The sequence below is a fragment of the Amycolatopsis sp. NBC_01286 genome (genome assembly GCF_035982555.1).
Taxonomy (GTDB): Bacteria; Actinomycetota; Actinomycetes; order Mycobacteriales; family Pseudonocardiaceae; genus Amycolatopsis.
The window spans coordinates 1,850,941-1,868,351 of record NZ_CP108428.1 but is presented as its reverse complement, the minus strand read 5'-3'; the positions used below and the strand labels follow the sequence as shown (position 1 = coordinate 1,868,351).

Annotated in this window: 17 protein-coding genes and 1 pseudogene; 12 read left to right on the top strand and 6 right to left on the bottom strand. The window is 71.2% G+C overall.

Annotated features, from left to right (window positions below; genetic code table 11):
* Window positions 1-43 precede the first annotated feature (43 nt).
* Window positions 44-1,495, top strand: a complete 1,452-nt coding sequence (yczR, locus tag OG570_RS08970) for a MocR-like transcription factor YczR (RefSeq protein ID WP_326956205.1) — start codon at window positions 44-46, stop codon at window positions 1,493-1,495.
* Window positions 1,496-1,989: 494 nt separating this feature from the next.
* Here the strand turns inward: yczR and OG570_RS08965 are convergent, their stop codons facing one another.
* Window positions 1,990-3,228 carry a hypothetical protein gene (locus OG570_RS08965; protein ID WP_326956204.1) on the bottom strand — a complete coding sequence of 413 codons (1,239 nt, stop codon included), beginning with the start codon at window positions 3,226-3,228 and terminating at the stop codon, window positions 1,990-1,992.
* 523 nt (window positions 3,229-3,751) lie between these two features.
* Window positions 3,752-4,918: a pyridoxal phosphate-dependent aminotransferase gene (locus tag OG570_RS08960; protein WP_326956203.1), complete on the bottom strand. Its 1,167-nt coding sequence runs from the start codon at window positions 4,916-4,918 to the stop codon at window positions 3,752-3,754.
* 29 nt (window positions 4,919-4,947) lie between these two features.
* Between OG570_RS08960 and OG570_RS08955 the strand changes: the two genes are divergently transcribed.
* Complete coding sequence (locus tag OG570_RS08955) at window positions 4,948-6,246, top strand: DUF445 domain-containing protein (protein WP_247060214.1); 1,299 nt, start codon at window positions 4,948-4,950, stop codon at window positions 6,244-6,246.
* Between the two features lie 314 nt (window positions 6,247-6,560).
* Here the strand turns inward: OG570_RS08955 and OG570_RS08950 are convergent.
* Window positions 6,561-6,626, bottom strand: a pseudogene (locus OG570_RS08950) (CGNR zinc finger domain-containing protein); the annotation flags it as partial.
* A 107-nt stretch (window positions 6,627-6,733) separates the two neighbouring features.
* Window positions 6,734-7,195 (bottom strand): CGNR zinc finger domain-containing protein, encoded by a 462-nt coding sequence (locus OG570_RS08945; RefSeq protein ID WP_326956202.1) that lies wholly within the window; start codon window positions 7,193-7,195, stop codon window positions 6,734-6,736.
* 90 nt (window positions 7,196-7,285) lie between these two features.
* On the opposite strand from OG570_RS08945, the gene OG570_RS08940 reads away from it, so the two are divergent.
* Genes OG570_RS08940 through OG570_RS08930 form a run of 3 tightly spaced genes read left to right on the top strand, consistent with a single transcriptional unit; the run spans window position 7,286 to window position 8,661 of the window.
* Window positions 7,286-7,654: a VOC family protein gene (locus OG570_RS08940; protein ID WP_326945837.1), complete on the top strand. Its 369-nt coding sequence runs from the start codon at window positions 7,286-7,288 to the stop codon at window positions 7,652-7,654.
* A gap of 25 nt (window positions 7,655-7,679) precedes the next feature.
* Entirely contained in the window at window positions 7,680-8,045 is a 366-nt protein-coding gene (locus OG570_RS08935) for a TFIIB-type zinc ribbon-containing protein (protein ID WP_326945838.1), read from the top strand.
* A 1-nt stretch (window position 8,046) separates the two neighbouring features.
* Complete coding sequence (locus OG570_RS08930) at window positions 8,047-8,661, top strand: nucleoside kinase (protein ID WP_326956201.1); 615 nt, start codon at window positions 8,047-8,049, stop codon at window positions 8,659-8,661.
* Window positions 8,662-9,323: 662 nt separating this feature from the next.
* Here OG570_RS08930 and OG570_RS08925 read toward each other — a convergent pair.
* Window positions 9,324-10,496 carry a methyltransferase domain-containing protein gene (locus OG570_RS08925; protein WP_326956200.1) on the bottom strand — a complete coding sequence of 391 codons (1,173 nt, stop codon included), beginning with the start codon at window positions 10,494-10,496 and terminating at the stop codon, window positions 9,324-9,326.
* A gap of 148 nt (window positions 10,497-10,644) precedes the next feature.
* Between OG570_RS08925 and OG570_RS08920 the strand changes: the two genes are divergently transcribed.
* The 6 genes from OG570_RS08920 to OG570_RS08895 all read left to right on the top strand — a co-directional run bounded on the left by OG570_RS08920 (window position 10,645) and on the right by OG570_RS08895 (window position 15,147).
* A complete protein-coding gene (locus OG570_RS08920; RefSeq protein WP_247060220.1) occupies window positions 10,645-11,070 on the top strand; it encodes a helix-turn-helix domain-containing protein in 426 nt (141 codons plus the stop codon).
* Window positions 11,067-11,753: a hypothetical protein gene (locus OG570_RS08915; protein ID WP_326956199.1), complete on the top strand. Its 687-nt coding sequence runs from the start codon at window positions 11,067-11,069 to the stop codon at window positions 11,751-11,753. The genes OG570_RS08920 and OG570_RS08915 overlap by 4 nt, the downstream gene beginning before the upstream one ends.
* Window positions 11,754-11,837: 84 nt before the next feature.
* Window positions 11,838-12,131: a DUF2516 family protein gene (locus OG570_RS08910; protein WP_247060222.1), complete on the top strand. Its 294-nt coding sequence runs from the start codon at window positions 11,838-11,840 to the stop codon at window positions 12,129-12,131.
* 51 nt (window positions 12,132-12,182) lie between these two features.
* A complete protein-coding gene (locus OG570_RS08905; protein WP_326945841.1) occupies window positions 12,183-12,725 on the top strand; it encodes a YbaK/EbsC family protein in 543 nt (180 codons plus the stop codon).
* Window positions 12,722-13,729 carry an ornithine cyclodeaminase family protein gene (locus OG570_RS08900; protein WP_326956198.1) on the top strand — a complete coding sequence of 336 codons (1,008 nt, stop codon included), beginning with the start codon at window positions 12,722-12,724 and terminating at the stop codon, window positions 13,727-13,729. The genes OG570_RS08905 and OG570_RS08900 overlap by 4 nt, the downstream gene beginning before the upstream one ends.
* Entirely contained in the window at window positions 13,726-15,147 is a 1,422-nt protein-coding gene (locus tag OG570_RS08895; RefSeq protein ID WP_326956197.1) for an aromatic amino acid lyase, read from the top strand. The genes OG570_RS08900 and OG570_RS08895 overlap by 4 nt, the downstream gene beginning before the upstream one ends.
* Before the next feature lie 578 nt (window positions 15,148-15,725).
* Here OG570_RS08895 and OG570_RS08890 read toward each other — a convergent pair.
* The gene (locus OG570_RS08890) at window positions 15,726-16,472 is read right to left on the bottom strand and encodes a GNAT family N-acetyltransferase (protein ID WP_326956196.1); all 747 of its coding nucleotides are present in this window, start codon (window positions 16,470-16,472) and stop codon (window positions 15,726-15,728) included.
* Window positions 16,473-16,531: 59 nt separating this feature from the next.
* Between OG570_RS08890 and OG570_RS08885 the strand changes: the two genes are divergently transcribed.
* Window positions 16,532-17,095, top strand: a complete 564-nt coding sequence (locus OG570_RS08885; protein WP_326956195.1) for a cadmium resistance transporter — start codon at window positions 16,532-16,534, stop codon at window positions 17,093-17,095.
* Window positions 17,096-17,411 lie beyond the last annotated feature (316 nt).

Genomic DNA, 17,411 nt, shown 5'->3' with positions numbered 1-17,411 from the left:
AAGTGGCCTTGTAAACCATAGCCAATTCCAGGATATTGGTCTGATGGAACCCACGCTCCCACTGGGTGGACGCATCTCCGGTCCGCGACTGGCCGTCATGCTGGGCTCGTGGCGGCAAGGCTCCCGGCAGGGCGCGGCCGACCTCGCCGCGGCCATCGAGCTGCAGGTGCTCGACGGTCAGCTCCCGCTCGGCACCCGGCTGCCAGCCGAGCGCGAGCTGGCCGACGCGCTCGGCGCCAGCCGGACGCTCATCGGCGGCGCGCTGGACCGGTTGCGGGACAACGGGTTCGTCGCCAGCCGCCGGGGCGCGGGGTCGTGGATCGCCGCGCCGGGGCGGCGGCGCCGCGAGCCGCTCGCCGCGGCCGGCGACGACCTGATCGACTTCACCCACGCGTCCTCGCCGGCCATCCCGGGCATGATCGGCGCGGTCGACGTGGCCCGCCGCGAGCTCCTCGGCCACCTGGGGGACCACGGCTACCAGGAGCGCGGCCTGCTCGGCCTGCGCGAGAAGATCGCCCAGCGCTACACCGAGCGCGGGCTGCCGACGACGTCCGCGCAGGTCATGGTCACCAACGGCGCGCACCACGCGTTCGTGCTGGCCCTGCGCATGCTCGCGGGCCCGGGCGACCGGGTGCTGGTCGAGCAGCCGACGTACCCGAACGCGCTGGAGGCGATCCGCGCCGCGCACGCGATCCCGGTGCCGGTGGCGCTCGACCCGACCGGCGCGCGCGGCTGGGACATCGCCGGCGTCGACGCGGCGCTGCGCCAGGCGGCCCCGCGGTTCGCCTACCTCGTCGTCGACTTCCAGAACCCGACCGGCCTGCGCCTGGACGCCGAAGGGCGCGAACGGCTCGGCGCGGTCCTCACCCGCGCGCGGACGCCGGTGGTGGTGGACGAGACGCTGGTGGAGCTGGACCTCGAGGGTGATCCGCTGGACGGCCCGCCGCCGCTGGGCGCGTTCGCCGGCGACCTGGCGATCTGCGTCGGCTCGGCGTCGAAGTCGCACTGGGGCGGGCTGCGGATCGGCTGGATCCGCGCGTCGGAGGACCTGCTCGGCCGCCTGGTTTCGGCGCGCTACGCGGTGGACCTGGGGTCGCCGGTGTTCGAGCAGGTGGTGTTCACGGAGCTGCTGGGCGACGAGGGCTGGGCCGCGCTGGGCCGCCGTCGCACGGAGCTGCGCGGCAACCGCGACGCCCTGGTTTCGGCGGTGCACACGCACCTGCCGGAGTGGACGTTCAGCCTGCCCGAGGGCGGACTTTCGCTGTGGTGCCGGATGCCGGAGCCGGTGAGCTCCCGGCTGGCGGTGGCGGCCGCGGGGCACGGCATCCAGATCGCGCCGGGCTCGCGCTTCGGCGTCCACGGCGGCCTGGAGCGCTGGATCCGGCTGCCGTTCTCACTGCCGCCGGAGCGGATCGACGAAGCCGTCCGGCGGCTGAGCGCCGCAGCGGCCGCGGTCCAGGGCACCCCGCGTTCCCTGGACGTCCCGATCTCCTAGAAAGAACAAACCGGTGCGCCGGATGCGAGCCTGCTCCCAGGGATGGGCGGCGTTCGTGTGCATCCGGCGCACCGGTCTGTTTCCACCACCCGCAGCGGTACGTGACTCCGCTGCGGGTACCGCGGCTTCCCGGCACAGCCCCTCGACGTGCCGGGAAGCCGGCGGCTCAGGCGGGCTCTCGGTAAAGCGAGTCCCTGCTCGGCGCGGTGAGCAGGAACTCCCGGAGCACGCCCGGTGTGGGTCCCGGCGTCGCAGGGGCAGTGCGACGCCGGGACCGGGATCCGACCCGGCCGGGCGCGGTCGGCCGGTCGGAAAGACTGTGGGTGGTGCGCATGGAAGGCCCCTGGGGTACGTCGGACGCGGTTAAGCGTCACGAGACGTGAAAGAGTCACGGATTACGTACTTGAGCAGGGAAAACACTACGCGTTATCAGCGTGGACGTCCGGCAAGATGATCTTGTTTTGGACGCAGTTCTCCCCGGTTACCCGGTCGGGTCAGTCGGGGGAGGTGGTGGGCAGGGCGGCTTCGCGCCCCGCGCCGTCGACGTCGTGGTCGCGGCTGGCTCCGATGAGCTTCAGCTGCGTGGTGGTCACGTCGTCGGAGTGCACCGCGAACTGCGGGCGGGCGCCGCCGGAGCCGTCGTGGCCCGGGGCGGCGCTGCTGGCCGGCGCGCTCGGCGCCGACGTCCCGCCGGGGAGGCCGGGAAGACCGGGGGAGGAGTCGCCGCCATTGCGGGCGTGGACGCCGGAGTCGCGCGGCTGCTCCTGGTGGACGGCGGGCAGCGTGTTCCGCACCTCGACCAGGTGAACCACCGCGGTGCGGGTCTGGGTTTCTTCCGTCGCGGCGACCGGCGTCGACGTCGGCGTCGCGACGGACGTGGTCCCGGTGACAGGGGTCGTCACCTGCGTGACGACGCCGCTCACGGCGTCGGGCACCGTCGCCGTGACGCCACCCGAGTTCGACCCGCCGTTGAGGACCGGGGCCAGGATGTCGTCGAGCGGGAGCAGCACCGGCGCGTCCGGGTTGTTCGCGGGCGGCTGGGTGAGCGGCGCGAGCACCGTGTGGCTGAGCGTGTCGGTGACGGCCGCGACGGTGTGCGTGACCGCGCCGACGGTGTCCGTGACGGTGGTGAGCGTCCCGCCGACGACGTTGAGGACGCCGCCGACGAGCCCGCCGAGCAGGCCACCGGACGACGTGGCCGTCGTGGTCTTCTTGGCCGAAGGCGCTTCGTCGGTCTGGACGTCCTTCGTGGACTGTTGCTTCGCGCTGACCTTCGCCAGGCTCTGCTTCTCGACCGACTGCTGCTGAACCGACTGCTTCTCGACGGTCTTCGTCTCCGCGGCCGGCGTTTCGTCCGTCTGCGTTGTGTCGTCGGTCTTCGTGCCGTCGTCGGACTTCGGCTGCTGCGCGCAGGTGGCGGCGCCGTTGTCCCGGTGGCTCGTGCGGTGGTGGCCGTGCTTGCCGTGCTCCACAGTGGACTCCGAAGAGCGGGACACCGAGGAGTGCGGGCAGGACGACGTCGTCGTCTCGGCGGCGGAAGCGGTGTTGCCGGCCAGTGCGGCGCCGAGCAGCCAGCCGGCCAGCGTCAGCCCGCCGGCGAGCAGGATCCGGGCCGCGGGCCGGGGCAGCGCTGCCGCCCACGGGCGCGGAGCGCGCCTCCGCGAAGGGGTTTCACCGGCTGTGAAAGCGGGCCGCGCCGGGGCGCCGGGGCGCACGAATACCGTGCCACTCACCGCCACCACCACCATCCGCGCCTGAGGCTCTCGCGATGCCCGCTCGAGTCTGATCTTGCTGGGGTCTTTCTCCGGCCAGGTCGCAGATCCCCCGGGGCTGCACTCTTTCTAGCACCGCTCGGGAGTCTTTCATCTCTCCCGCGTTCTATCCAGCCCGTAAGGCGGAACGGCCCTACCGGGCAAGGTATCTACGGCCGACGAGTTGATCACTCTCAGTGCCGTTCGGACGCCTCTCTGCGGCCATTCGGACGAGTGCCGGAGTGGGGCCCATTCGGCGTTGACCTGATGTTTTCGTGGGCCGGGTCGCGGACCGTGCCCGAGCGGTCGCGCTGGGTGCGCGTTCGCCGATTTCGACGAACCGATCAGCATGTTTCCGAATTGTGAGACGGCAGGCTGCGGTCCGTGACCATCGGCGGCCGGACGGCGGCGTTCGCGCGCTTCCGGCGGTGGCAGAGCGTCACGAAGCGATGCGGCATGTGAGGGACTCGCGTCCGCGGCGCCGCGGACGCGCCGCCGGCGGACGTCAGACCAGTTTGCGCAACCGGGTGATGGCCTCGTCGATGACGTCGTTGCGCTTGCAGAACGCGAAACGCAAAAGATGTTTCCACTCGTCCGGGTGATCGGTGAACACCTTGACGGGCACCGCGGCGACCCCGACCCGGCCGGGCAGCTCCCACGCCAGATCGGCAGCATCCGTGAAACCGAGCGGCCGGACGTCGACGCAGACGAAGTAGGTGCCCGCCGTCGGCCGCACGGTGAACCCGGCGTCGGCGAGCCCGGCCGAAAGCCGGTCGCGCTTCTCCTGCAGGCTCGCGCGCAGGCCGTCGACCCACGGCAATTCGTGGTCGAGCGCGTGCGCGACGGCCGGCTGCAGCGGCCCGCCGGAGACGAAGGTGATGAACTGCTTCGCCGCCTTGACCGCGGCGACCAGCTCGGGCGTCGAGCAGACCCAGCCGATCTTCCAGCCGGTGCAGTTGAACGTCTTGCCGGCACTGGAGATGCTCACGGTCCGCTCCCGCATGCCGGGCAGCGTGGCCAGCGGGACGTGTTCGGCGTCGTCGAACACCAGGTGCTCGTAGACCTCGTCCGTGATCGCGATCAGGTCGTGCTCGACGCAGAGTGCGGCCAGCGCCTCGAGCTCGGCGCGGGTGAACACCGTGCCAGTCGGGTTGTGCGGCGAGTTGACGAGGATCGCCCGGGTCCGCGGCGTGACGGCGGCCCGCAGCCCGTCGACGTCGAGGCCGAACCGGCCGTCCTCGCGCTCGACCAGCCCGACGACCCGGCGCTGAGCGCCGGCCATCGCGACCGCGGCGGCGTAGGAGTCGTAGTACGGCTCGATGACGACGACCTCGTCGCCGGCCTCGGTCAGCGCCATCAACGCTGCCGCAATGGCCTCGGTGGCGCCCGCGGTGACCAGGATCTCCGTGTCCGGGTCGTACTCGGTGCCGTAGCGCAGCCGGTGCCGCGCGATGGCCGCGCGCAGCTCGGGGCGGCCGGGCCCCGGCGGGTACTGGTTCGCGCCGCCGAACAGGGCGTTCTTGGCCGCGTCGAGCATGCCGGCGGGTCCGTCGGTGTCCGGGAAGCCCTGGCCGAGGTTGACCGCGTCGTGCTTGACGGCCAGCGCCGTCATCTCGGCGAAGATGGTCGACGTGAAGGGCCGCAGCCGGGGGACGAGAGCAGGTTCGCGCACGATCAGCGATCCTCGCGGACAATGGTGGTGTGGAGCAACTGACCCCCGCCAAGGTGACCCCGGCCGATCCGCCAGGCGGCGCAGCCGGTGAAGCGGAAAAGCGGCGCGCGCTGCGCAAGATGAAGCTGGTCGCGCTGTCGTTCCTGATCGGCGCCACCGTCGTGTTCCTGCTGGCGAGCTGGGCGCAGTCCAGCGGCTGGGCGGGCTGGGTCGGCTACGTGCGGGCCGCGGCCGAGGCCGGCATGGTCGGCGCGCTGGCGGACTGGTTCGCCGTCACGGCGCTCTTCCGGCACCCGCTCGGCCTGAAGATCCCGCACACGGCGATCATCCCGAACAAGAAGGACGCGCTGGGCAACAGCCTGGGCGAGTTCGTCGGGTCCAACTTCCTCTCCGAGGAGGTCATCCGCGACAAGCTCAAGCGCGTCGAGATCGCCCGCCGTCTGGGTGCCTGGGTCGCGCAGGAGGACAACGCCGAGCGCGTGACGTCCGAGCTGGCCACGATGGTCCGGGCCGCGGTCCGGGTCCTCCGCGACGAAGACGTCCAGGCGATCATGGAGCAGGCCGTCGCGCGGCGGATCATCGACAAGCCGTGGGGCCCGCCGCTGGGCAAGATCCTGCAGGGCGTCTTCGCCGACGGCGCGCACCACAAGCTCGTGGACCTGATGTGCGACCAGGCCTACGAGTGGGTGCGCGAGAACCACACGACGATGCTGCGCGTGGTGTCCGACCGGGCGCCGAGCTGGTCGCCGAAGTTCGTCGACGAGATGCTCGCGGACAAGGTCTACGGCGAGGTGCTCTCGTTCGCGTGGGCGGTCAAGACCGACGTCAACCACCCGATGCGCTTGGCGCTGGACAAGTTCCTCGGCGAGTTCGCGCAGGACCTGCAGACCAACCCGGACGTGATGGCCCGCGCCGAGCAGGTCAAGGGCCAGATCGTGCACCACGAAGAGGTGCAGCGGCTGATCGGCTCGGCCTGGAGCACGGCCAAGGAGATGCTCCTCAACGCGGCGGAGGACCCGTCGAGCGAACTGCGCCGGCGCGTCCGCCTCGGCCTGATGTCCCTGGGCACGCGCCTGGTCGAGGACGACCAGATGCGCGGCAAGGTGGACGGCTGGGTCGAGGGCGGCGCGGTGTACCTGGTGAAGAACTACTCCCAGGAGATCACCACGATCATCACGGACACGGTGGAGCGCTGGGACGCCGAGGAGACGTCCCGCAAGATCGAGCTCCAGGTGGGCCGTGACCTGCAGTTCATCCGCATCAACGGCACGGTCGTGGGCGCGCTCGCCGGCCTCGTCATCTACGCCGTGGCGGAGCTGCTGTTCTGACGGCCGTTCCGTATACCACACCCGAGAGAGGTTCAAACCAGTTGTCCACAGGAAGCTGAGTTATCCCCCGGGTTATCCACAACTTTTCACGGTGATGGCCTAACGGCTGTCCACAACGTGTGGGGGCAACCCCGCCCGGGCCGTGGATATGTGGTGCTGGTGTGGCGAGTTGTCCACAGCTGGTCGGGGGTCGACCGCTCGGATGAGAGTCTCAACCAGTGGCCGCGCGGGCCCGTGTCGTCCACCTGAGTACGCGGTGGCGTCCGCCGAGGCGCAGCCGCTTTCAGCCGGTGGCCGCGCGGGCCGGCCGGCCCGCGCGCCTTTTCGCGGTTGCCGCAGACGCGCATCGAGCACCAGGTCCGCGACCGGTTGCGCGGCTCGGGCAGTTGGTCGGGCCCGGCCGGCTGCGGTCGTCGTCGGCCGCTCGTACCGGTCTTCGGGTGTTGCCTGCGCGCACCGCCGGTGGTGTTCGCGGCTCGTTCCGCTTTCAGCCGGTGGCCGCGCGGGCCCGCCAGCCGCGCGCCTTTTCGCGGTTGCCGCAGACGCGCATCGAGCACCAGGTCCGCGACCGGTTGCGCGACTCGTCGTAGAACGCCCACAGGCACGTGTCGGCGGGGCAGATCTTCAGCCGGATCCAGTCGCCGCGCACGACCAGGCGGGCGCAGGCGGCGAACACCGCGCCGACGACGTCGTCCGCCATCAGCGCCGGGCCGGCGTCGGTGAGGGAGATCCGGGTGCCCACGTCGACGCTGCCGCCGGGCAGCCGCGGATCGCCGATCGAGGCCCGCAGCGCGTCCCGCGCCGCACGGGCCTCGGCGGCCGGATTGGCCGTCAGCGCGTGCCCGGCCGCCCACTCGCGCCACGGCCCGGGATGTTCGAGCAGGTCCGCGCCCTCTTCGACGTTGACCGTGTTGAGGAACTCCACCACGAGGGAAGCGTCGGTGTGCACCGAACCAGTGTACGGCGGAAGGTGGTTGCACCCTCGTGCGCTAACCTACATAATTCGTTCACTGGTTATCCGTGATCGAAGGGAGCGAAGATGGGTGCGGTACCGACGCTGGGTGTGGTGGCCATCGACTGCCCCGACCCGGTGGCCCTGGCCGAGTTCTACCGGGCAGTGCTGGACTGGGGCGCACCCGACGTCTCCGACGACGGCCACTGGGTGACGCTGCCCAACCCGGCCGGCGGCGCGGGCATCGCGTTCCAGCGGGTGCCCGACTACCGGCCGCCGGCGTGGCCGTCCGCGGAAAACCCCCAGCAGATGCACCTCGATCTCGAGGTCACGGACATGGAAGCGGCGCACGCGCGCGTGCTGGACCTGGGCGCGAAGCTCCTGGACGACAAGCCGAAGGGTTTCCGCGTCTACGCCGATCCGGTAGGGCACCCGTTCTGCCTCTGCGCCTGCTGAGCCGAACATGCGTAGTCTCGGATGAGTGATTTGTCCGAAGTGTCAGAACCAGATGCGAACCGTGGACAAGAACGGCGTCCACATCGACCAGTGCGAGGGCTGCCGCGGGATCTTCCTGGACCGCGGTGAGCTCGAAGCCATCGCCGGTGCGGAAACCTCCTTCTACGGCGGCCAGCAGCCACCGCCGTACGGCGGGGCGGCCCCGCAGTACGGCCGGTCCGACTCGCCGCGCCCGTACCGGGGCGGCGGCTACCCGGACTCGCCGAAGGGGTACCGCGGCGGCGGTTACTCGGACTCGCCGCGGCCGCACCGCGGCGGGTATTCGGATTCGCCGAGGCCCCACGGCCACGGCCACCGCAAGCGCGGCTTCCTCGAGAACCTCTTCGACTGAAGTGGCGCTCGACCTGCGGATCTGCCCGTCGTGCGGCGACCGGGCAGACCGCCCGGTCGCCGTCGGCGCGGAACTTTCGTGCGTCCGGTGCGGACATCGGTGGCCGTTTCGCAGGCTGCCGCTGTTCGCGCTGACGGGCCCCAGCGGCGCCGGCAAGTCGACGGTGGGCCCCCTGCTGACGTCACGCTTCGCGGGCGAAGTGGTGGTGCTGGAGCAAGACGTCCTCTGGGCGGACGCCCTACGCGGCGACATCCGAGCGTTCCGCGCGGCCTGGCTCCGGATGGCGGCGATGCTGCACCAGAACGGCCGCCCGGTCGTCCTGTGCGGCACGGTCGCGCCACCGGAGCTGGAGCCGCTACCGGAACGCGTGTTCTTCAGCGAGATCCACTACTTGGCCCTGGTCGGTTCGGCGGAGTCCCTACGCCGCCGCCTGCGCGCGCGCCCGGCATGGCGCGAGTGGGACGAGCCGAGGATCGAGGAGATGCTGGAGTTCAACGACTGGCTCCAGAAGTCGGCACCGGAGCTGGGCGTGGAGGTCTTCGACACCACAGACGTCCCACCGGAAGCAACGGCGGACCACGCGGAGAAGTGGATCCGGTCCCACCTGCCGGGTTAAGCCGGATTGAGCGCGACTGAGCGCGACTGTCAAGTCCGCCATCCACAGGCCGAAAGTTGTCCACAGATTCCCGCACCCCCCGTTTTCGCAGGTCAGTGGCGATACGCTGGGATCGGGGACGCCCCCCCTGGGATGGGTGGGGGCCGCCCTGCGGCGAGTCGCTCTTTCTCGGTGCGGCCTGAGCGGGAAACGTCAGATGGCGGGCTGTGGCCGTCGGGCTTTGGCGTGAGCAGGGCTGGGGCCGGTGAAGGTCGCGGGCTCGTCGCCACGCCCGGCGCGGCCGGTTCCCGCCGCCGGCCCGGCCTCGCGAACCCTGGCCGGCCGGGTCGGCCCGGCTGCGGCTTTGCGGTGGGCTGCTCCGATCGGGGCGAGCTGCTGCCGTCGGCGTGAGCTGCTGCGGCGTGAGCTGCGGTTCGTTGCGGGCGTGGGCGGCGTCGGCGTGAGCCGCTGCCTTCGGGGCTGGCTGCTCCCGTCGGACCGAACTGCTGTCGCGTGAGCTGCGGCCTTTGCGGCGGGCTGCTCCGGTCGGAGCGAACCGCTGTCGGCGTGAGCCGCGGTCTTCGGGGTGGGCTGTTGCCGTCGGGGCGAGCTGCCGTGGTGCGAGCTGCGGCCGTCGAGAGCGCGGCCTGCGTCAGCGTGAGCCGCGGTTTCGGCGTGGCGCGTCAGGCCAGCGGCCAGGTGGGGCCGTCCGGGGCGTCGAGCCAGAACTCCTGGCGCTCGCCGGTCACCGTCACCCCGAAGCGGTCGCGGTCGGGCTTGTCCAGCTCGCACCACTCCACGTACGCCGCTTCGGCGACCTCCCACAGCGCTCGCGGGCCGCCCTGGGCGACTTCGTTCGCGCCGGCGCGTTTGCGGTGGCGGACCCAGGAGCCGTCCGGGTGCACCAGCGCGAGGCCGGCCTCGCCCGGGCCGCCCGCGGTGTTCGGGTCGAGGCCGTCGTGCTCGCGCACCGCCCGGACGCCCGGCAGCGACAGCCCGGCGAAGAACTCGAACTGCTTGCGCGGCTGGAGCACCATCGACATCGGCAGCCGCGTCTGTTCCCAGTCGTCGCGCGACGGCATCGGCAGCGGGTCCGCCTCCGGCAGCCGGTGCGCGCGAAGCGGCATGAAGCGGCCATCGCGCGCGAGGACCGGGCCCTGCCCGGTGCCGTCCTCACCCACGACTAGCCGGACCAGCCCGGCACCGATCGGCCGGTTCAGCGTTGTCACGATCAGCCCGCCCGGCACCGTCTGCTCCAGCCACGCCGGCGGGATCGACGTCACCGACGCTGTGCACAGCACCCGGTCGAAGACGGTCCCCGCCGGGAAACCGAGCGCGCCGTCGCCGACCGCGCAGGACGGTCGGTAGCCCGCCTCGGCCAGCCGCTCGCGCGCGTCGGCGGCGAGCACCGGGTCGATGTCCACAGTGGACACCTGGCCGGCGCCGCAGCGGTGGCTGAGCAGAGCGGCGTTGTAGCCGGTGCCGGTGCCGATCTCGAGCACGCGCTGCCCGTCCCGCACCCGCAGCTCCTCGAGCATGATCGCCATGATCGCGGGCATGCTCGACGAGCTCGTGGGCGTGCCCGTCACCGGGCCGGTGGTCCGGGCGAGCTCCCAGCGGCCGGGGTCGTCGTCCAGCTGGGTGACCAGGACGTCGCGTGAGTAGACGGCCTCCAGCCACCCCGGGTCGCCCCGGTCGACCGCCGCCCACAGCCCGCCCGCCCGCGTGAAGAACCGCGGCAGGAAGACGTGGCGGGGCACCGCGCGGAACGCGGCGATCCATTCCGGGGCGTGCAGGACGTCCTCGTCGAGCAGCAGCTCGACGAGCCGTCGCCGCAGCCGGCCCGAGCTCGTCATGCGACCACGTTAGCGGTGAGCACCACCACACCCGATGTGCAAGCAGAGTGCTTGCAATAGCTAGCACGCGCGCGTAGCGTCGTTGGTGTCGCAAGGAGGTGACCGGATGACAGAAACCGGTGGGACGCAGCCAGGATCCGGCAGCCCCATGGAGAAGGTCGCGGACCTCGCTTCCGACATCGGCGAGTACATCCGCCAGCAGCGCAACACCGCGAAGATCTCGTTGCGCCAGCTGTCGAAGCTCGCCGGAGTGTCCAACCCGTACCTGAGTCAGATCGAGCGCGGGGTGCGCAAGCCCAGCGCCGAGATCCTGCAACAGATCGCCAAGGGACTGCGCATTTCAGCTGAAGCGCTGTATGTGCAGGCCGGGATCCTCGATCTGCCGACGGGCGGTCCGGTGGGCGACGCGATTCGCGCCGACGCCGAGCTGACCGAGCGGCAGAAGCAGGTCCTGCTCGACGTCTTCGAGTCCTTCCGACGGGAGAACGCCGCGGCACGGCCGGCCGCCGAATCCCCCACCGCAGACACCACAGACACCTCGCCAGCCGCAGACACCAAGAAGGAGTCAGCATGACCACCCCCAAGACCGAAGACGTCAAGAAGGCCGTCAACACCGCCCTCGACCAGGTCCGCACCCCGCTGCTGGCCGCGCTCGGCGCCGGCAACCTGGCCGGCCAGGCCGTCACCGACGCCGTGGCCAAGGCCCGCGAGAACGTGGCCAAGAGCAGCGAGAGCGCCCGCAAGAACCTGCAGGAGCTGCCGACCGACGTCGAGAGCCTCCGCGAGAAGCTGGACCCGGCCGAGCTGCGCAAGGTCATCGACGAGTACACCGAGGCCGCGCTGAAGCTGTACAACAAGCTGGCCGAGTCGGGCGAGCAGGCGTGGGACAAGTTCTCCGCGCAGCCGCAGGTCAAGAAGGCCATCGAGCAGCTCGAAGAGGCCCTCACCACCGCGCAGGGCCAGGTCGAGGACGTCACCACCGACGTCCGCGAGCGCGTCGACGGCGTGCTGTCGACCTTCACCAAGCGCACCCGCTCGGTCGGCGAGAAGACCGCCCGCAAGGTGACCGAGGTCGCCGGCGAAGCCGCCGAAGCCGTCGAGGAGCTGGGTGACGACGTCGCCCACGAGACCCGCTCGGTGTCCCGCAAGGTCGCGAACAAGACGGCCCCGAAGACCGCCGCCCCGGCCCGCCGGACCACCACGACGACCACCGGCACCGCCGCGAAGAAGCCGGTCGCGCCGAAGGCCGACAAGTAAAAACGCCGTGAACACCCGGCCCCGCCATCGGACCTCCGGTGGCGGGGCCGGGGTCGTTCGGGCGGTTTGCCGTAAGCTGTGGCTGTGCTAGTTGCCTACTGGATCCTCGAAGTCATCCACTGGGGCAGCGCGCTGGTCGGGCTCTTCGCCTTCGTGCACGCGTTGCTGCAGCGTGCCGACGCCTATTCGGCCGCCGACCGCAAGACCAAGCCCATCTGGATGCTGATCACCGGCGGCTCGACGCTCGCCATGGCGCTGTTCAGCGTGATGGGCCCGGGGATGATCTTCTGGGTGCCCGCGATGGCCGCGGCGCTCGTCTACATCGTGGACGTCCGCCCCAAGCTCATCGAGGTCCAGCGCGGTGGCTCCAACTGGTGAGCTCCTTCCCGCCCCCGTCGCACTCGGCGGGGGCGCTGTTTTAATGGGGTCGTGACCTGGACCATCGCCGGGAGCCTGACTGTCGTTCCCGCCCCCACGCGTACTGACCTCCTCGCCGAGCCCGTCGCCAAGGCGCTGGCCGCACTAGCCGAGCCGGATGCCATCGGCGTCACGGAAATCGACCCGTCGCTGGCCGACACGGCCGCCTTCTGCGAGGCCTACGGCTCGCCGCTGACGGCGTCCGCGAACTGCGTCGTCGTCGCCGGCAAGCGCTCCGGCGAAGTCCGCTTCGCCGCCGCGCTCGTGCTCGCGACGACCCGCGCCGACGTCAACGGCGTGATCAAGCGCCGCCTCGACGTCCGCAAGGCGTCGTTCGCGCCGATGGACGAAGCCGTCTCACTCACCGGGATGGAGTACGGCGGCATCACGCCCGTCGGCCTGCCCGCCGAGTGGCCGATCCTGATCGACAAGGCCGTCGCCGACGCGCCTGAGCTGGTCATCGGCAGCGGGATCCGCGGCAGCAAGCTGCTGATCTCCGGCGCCGCGCTGGCCGCGCTGCCCGGGGCCGAGGTCATCGAGGGTCTCGCGCAGTGACGTCGGTCTGGCTCCGGTACCTGACCGGCGCCGACATCGATTCGCTCGGTGTCACGGACGCGGACATCGTCGGCGCGGTCGAGGACGTGCTCGCCGACCACGGCCGCGGCCAGGTCGTCTTCGAGCCGCGTACGCACCTCGTGCCGGACAACGGCGGCAAGGGCCACTTCAACATTCTTCGTGGCCACCTGTCGGCGAAGCAGGTCAGTGGCGTCAAGGTCGTCGGTGACTTCGTGGGGAACTTCGAACGGGGCCTCCCTTCGGAAATGGCGTTGATCCTGCTGCTGGACCCGGACACCGGCATGCCGCGGGCGATCGTCGACGGCACGATGATCACCGAAGCCCGCACCGGCGCGATGACCGCCGTCGGCGCGAAGTACCTCGCCCGCCCGGACTCACGGGTGCTCGGGCACATCGGCGCCCGCGGTACCGCTTGGTGGAACGTCGTGCTCCTCGACTCGTTGTTCGACTTCGCCGAGATCCGCGTGACCAGTAAGCGCCCGGAGTCACGTGAGGACTTCGGCCGCCGGCTGTCCGAGCGGCTCGGCAAGGACGTCCGCGTCTGCGCCACGGCCGAGGAGACCCTGGACGGCGCGGACATCCAGGTCGAGGCCTCCCGGCTGGTCGAACCCGAGGCGCTGGTGCGCCGCGAGTACCTCCGGCCGGGCACCTTCCTGGTGCCCTACGGCACGATCAGCGCGCTGGAGCTCACGCTGCTCGACGACATCGACAAGGTCGTCGTCGACGACTGGCGCGAATCGCAGTCCGGCAACCCGCGATTCGGCGCCCTGCGCCCGCAGCTCAACGCCGGCCTCCTCACCGCGGACGGGGTCCACGCCGAGATCGGCGACATCGTGGCGGGCAAGAAGCCCGGCCGCGAGCACGACGCCGAGCGGATCCTGTTCTGGCACCGCGGACTGTCCACAACGGACGTCGCGGTGGCGAACATGATCCTGGCCCGTGCCGAAGCTTCCGGCGTCGGCACCATGCTGCCGTACCGATGATCGTCACCGGAAGCGATTTCGCCGACGGTGAACGGTTGGTTCTGACCAAACCGCTGGTAGCAGCCCTGAAAGCGCGTCGGGACGAGGTCTTGGCGGCCCTCCGAAAGGGTGAAATCCCGGTGTATGGCGTCAACACCGGGATGGGCCGCCTCGCGGGCGTCGCGCTCGACGCGCGGCAGCAGGCCGAACACCAGCGCAACCTGCTGATCGGCCGCGCCGTCGGCGGCCCGCCGTGGTTGCCGCCGGAAGACGTCCGCGCGCTGCTTGTGGTGCGGCTGCGCGACTTCCTGCGTCCGTGGTCGGGCGTGAGCCCGGACCTGGTGCAGTTCCTGGTCGACCGTCTGAACGATGGTTTCACCCCGGCGATTCCGCGTACCGGACTCGGCAGTTCGGGCGAGATCATCCCGCTGTCACACGCTTTCCAGACATTCCTCGGCATCGGAACGGTCCTCGAAGACGGCGTCGAGACGCCCGCGGCCGAGGCGCTCGCCGCGCGTGGCGCCACGCCTTATGTCCTCGGACCGAAGGAAGGCGCGTCGCTGATCCAGGGATCTCCACTGGCCGTGACGCACGCGCAGCGCGGCTGGGCGGAGGCGCGGCGACTGATCCGCCTGCAGACGCTGACTGCTGCCTTCGCGATCGACGTCCTCGGCGCGCCCCGCGCGGTGTTCGCACCGGTCATGGCCGGCGGCGACGACCACCTGCGGCGTCTGCTGGAAGAACTGAACGACCTGGTCAGCGGCGGTTTTGTGCGCCCGGACGTCGTCCAGGCGCCGCTCTCGGTGCGGGTCGCGCCGCGCGCCTTGGCGCATGCGGACCGCGTCGCCACGGACCTGCGCGAGACGTGGCTGCGCTGGGAATCGATGCCCGGGGATTCACCGTCGTTCGTCGACGGCGAGTTCGTGCCGGGCACTGGCTACCACGCAGTGGACCTCGGACTACGGATGGACGCTCTGACGGCGGCGCTGGTGCACGTCGGCGAGGTGTCGGTGCAGCGGATGCATCGGCTGCTGGACGAGCGCTTCAGCGGTCTCCCGGCGCAGCTCACGGCCGATCCTGGGCCGCGAGCGGGACTGGTGCCGCTGCACAAGCGCGCGGTCGGTGAGCTGCACGCGCTGCGCCGCCTCGCGACTCCCGCGACCCTCGGCTCGATCGACACCTCGGCCGGCCAGGAGGACGTGCAAGCGTTTGCGTGGGCGGCGGGGGAGCAGCTGCGTTCGGCTGCGGCGCACTTGTTCGCGATCACGGCATGCGAGTTGATCACGGGCTCCCAGGCGCGATATCTAGCTGAGGGCAAGGGGGCCGCCGGGCTCCGCGAGTCGTACGAATGGGTGCGGTCGGTGGTGCCGCCGCTGGACGAGGATCGTCCGCTCGGGCCCGAGGTCGAGCGCCTGATCGCCGCCTGCCGGGCTAGCTGATCATCCGGCTGGTCGCCGGGCTTGTGTTGGTCGCGCTGCCAGAGGTCGCCTTGCCGCAGCGGCTGGTCGCCCGTCCGTGGGGCCAGCCCCGTGGACCGATTGATCGTCCGGACGCGAAGCCGGGCCTGTCCTACCGGTTGATCGTCCGGACGCAATCCCGTCGATTGCCGCTGCTCGCCCCGGTTTCAACACGCCGAACATCCTTGCCATACAAGGCTTGTCCTCTTCCACTCCCCGCGCGTGGGGGCGCCCCCGGTCTCAACTCTATCGGCCAGCGCCGACGATTTCGGGCCGCGCAAAGGAAATCCACCGAGTTGTCCACAGGTCGATCCCGATGTGGATAACCGCCCCGAATCCGGCGCCGAATCGGACAGGCCGCGCATCGCGGCCGTTACGTTCGTTGGTGTGCGCCCTCCGGGGACGCGGACCCCGACGAAGGAGGGATACGACGGCGGGTCCGGGTGAAGGTGAGGGTGCGCGCATAAGGGTGGAAGCCGAGATCGCGATACAACGGGAGGGCAGCTGGGGACTTCGGATCACCGATCACGGGATACACCACGGCTTCGCGAGCGCCGGCGTCACGCGCCGCGTGCAGCGCGGCACACCGCGCGGGCCAGGCCCAGCCGTCGGAACTCCGGCAAAGTTCCGACGGGCTCCAGCTCGCCGACGGCGTTGCGGTCGTCGAGCCAGATCAGGCACTGGGCGGCGAACCGGCCGTCGGGTGCTTCCACGACCCAGTCCAGCCGGTCGCGGTACGGCCAGGCCCCCATGACGTTGCGGTAGCTCGGTTCGGTCACCCGCGACGGGTGCCACACCGCACGATGCACAGCCACGCGCCGGGCCAGATCGTCCGCACCGACCGGGCGGACGGTGAACCCGCCGGTCACCACCGGTACCGGCAGATCTTCGAGGAGGCGAGACATATACGACTGGTGAACGGAACTCTCCGGAAGCGCGTAACCGCTCTGCTCCAACGCGGCGATGACATGCTTCTCGGCGTCGAGCACCGTGACAGTGAGCTCGGCGGCGGCGGTGGCGGTGTCCTCAAACCAGCCGAGCACCTCGGACGCGAGTTCGGGGCGGGCCGGATCGACGAGCAGCGCCAGCCCGCCGGGTAGCGAAACCCAGCCCCAGGCGACGACTTCGGGACCCGCTTCCCACAGCACGGTCGGCCACTCGGCTTCGCGGCCCACGTGCTGGAACCGCTGCCACGCGAGATCCCCGACGTGCACCGAACTCGACCGCGACCAGATCCGCTGGGCCAGGCTCTGCATGGCCCGCAGGTCCTCCGGACCGGTGTAGTCGCGGCGCGTGACGGCGGGCATGGGCAGAATCGTCCTGTGCCGCTGCGGCTCCTGCCAAGCGGATTTCCGGAGGGGTCGGAGTGGACGTCGGGTTGATCGGGCGTGCGGCCGCGATGTTCGCCGTGACGAACGTCGACGACCTGGTGCTGCTCGCGGTCTTCTTCGGCCAGGCGGCCGGACGTCGCGGTGAGCTCAAGGTCGTGGCCGGGCAGTTCCTCGGCTTCGCGGCGATCTTGGCCGCGTCGGTCGCGGGCGCGCTCGGGGCGGGGCTGCTGCCCGACGGTGCCGTCCGGTGGCTGGGCGTGCTGCCGGTGCTGCTCGGGATCCGCGCGGCTTGGCAGGCGTGGCGCCGGGACGACGACGAACCGGCACCGGCGAGTGGCGTGCTCGCGGTCGCGGCGGTGTGCTTCGCCAACGGCGGCGACAACATCGGCGTGTACGTCCCCGCGTTCGCGGCGACCGGCCCCGCGGGCCTGGCCGGCTACGGCGTGGTGTTCCTGGCGGGAGTGGCGCTGTGGTGCGTGATCGGCCGCTTCCTCGCGACCCGGCCGAGCGTCGCCCGAGCCCTCGCCCGCTGGGGGCACGTGGTGCTGCCGGCGGTGCTGATCGCGCTCGGCGTGCTGATCCTGACCGGCGCGTTCTAGCCGACGCGACGCCAGGGCGAGGACTGCTCCGGCACAGGCGGTGGTGGGAGGGGAGGGGGAGGGCCCCACTCGGCTGGGGGAGCGCCACCCGGCGGACGGGGAGCGGTCGGAGGAAGGACTGTCACTCGGCCGAGGGAGCCGATCGGGCGAAGGGGTCGTCACCTGGCTGAAGAGAAAGCCAGTAGGACGAAGGAGAGGCTGTCGGGCAAGGGGCCACCCGGGTGGGAGGTAGCGGCACTCGGTGGTTGGGGACCAGCTGGCAGAAGGTCCACCCGACGGCGGAGTCGGCGCCCGGCTGCCGGGAGCCGGTTACGGC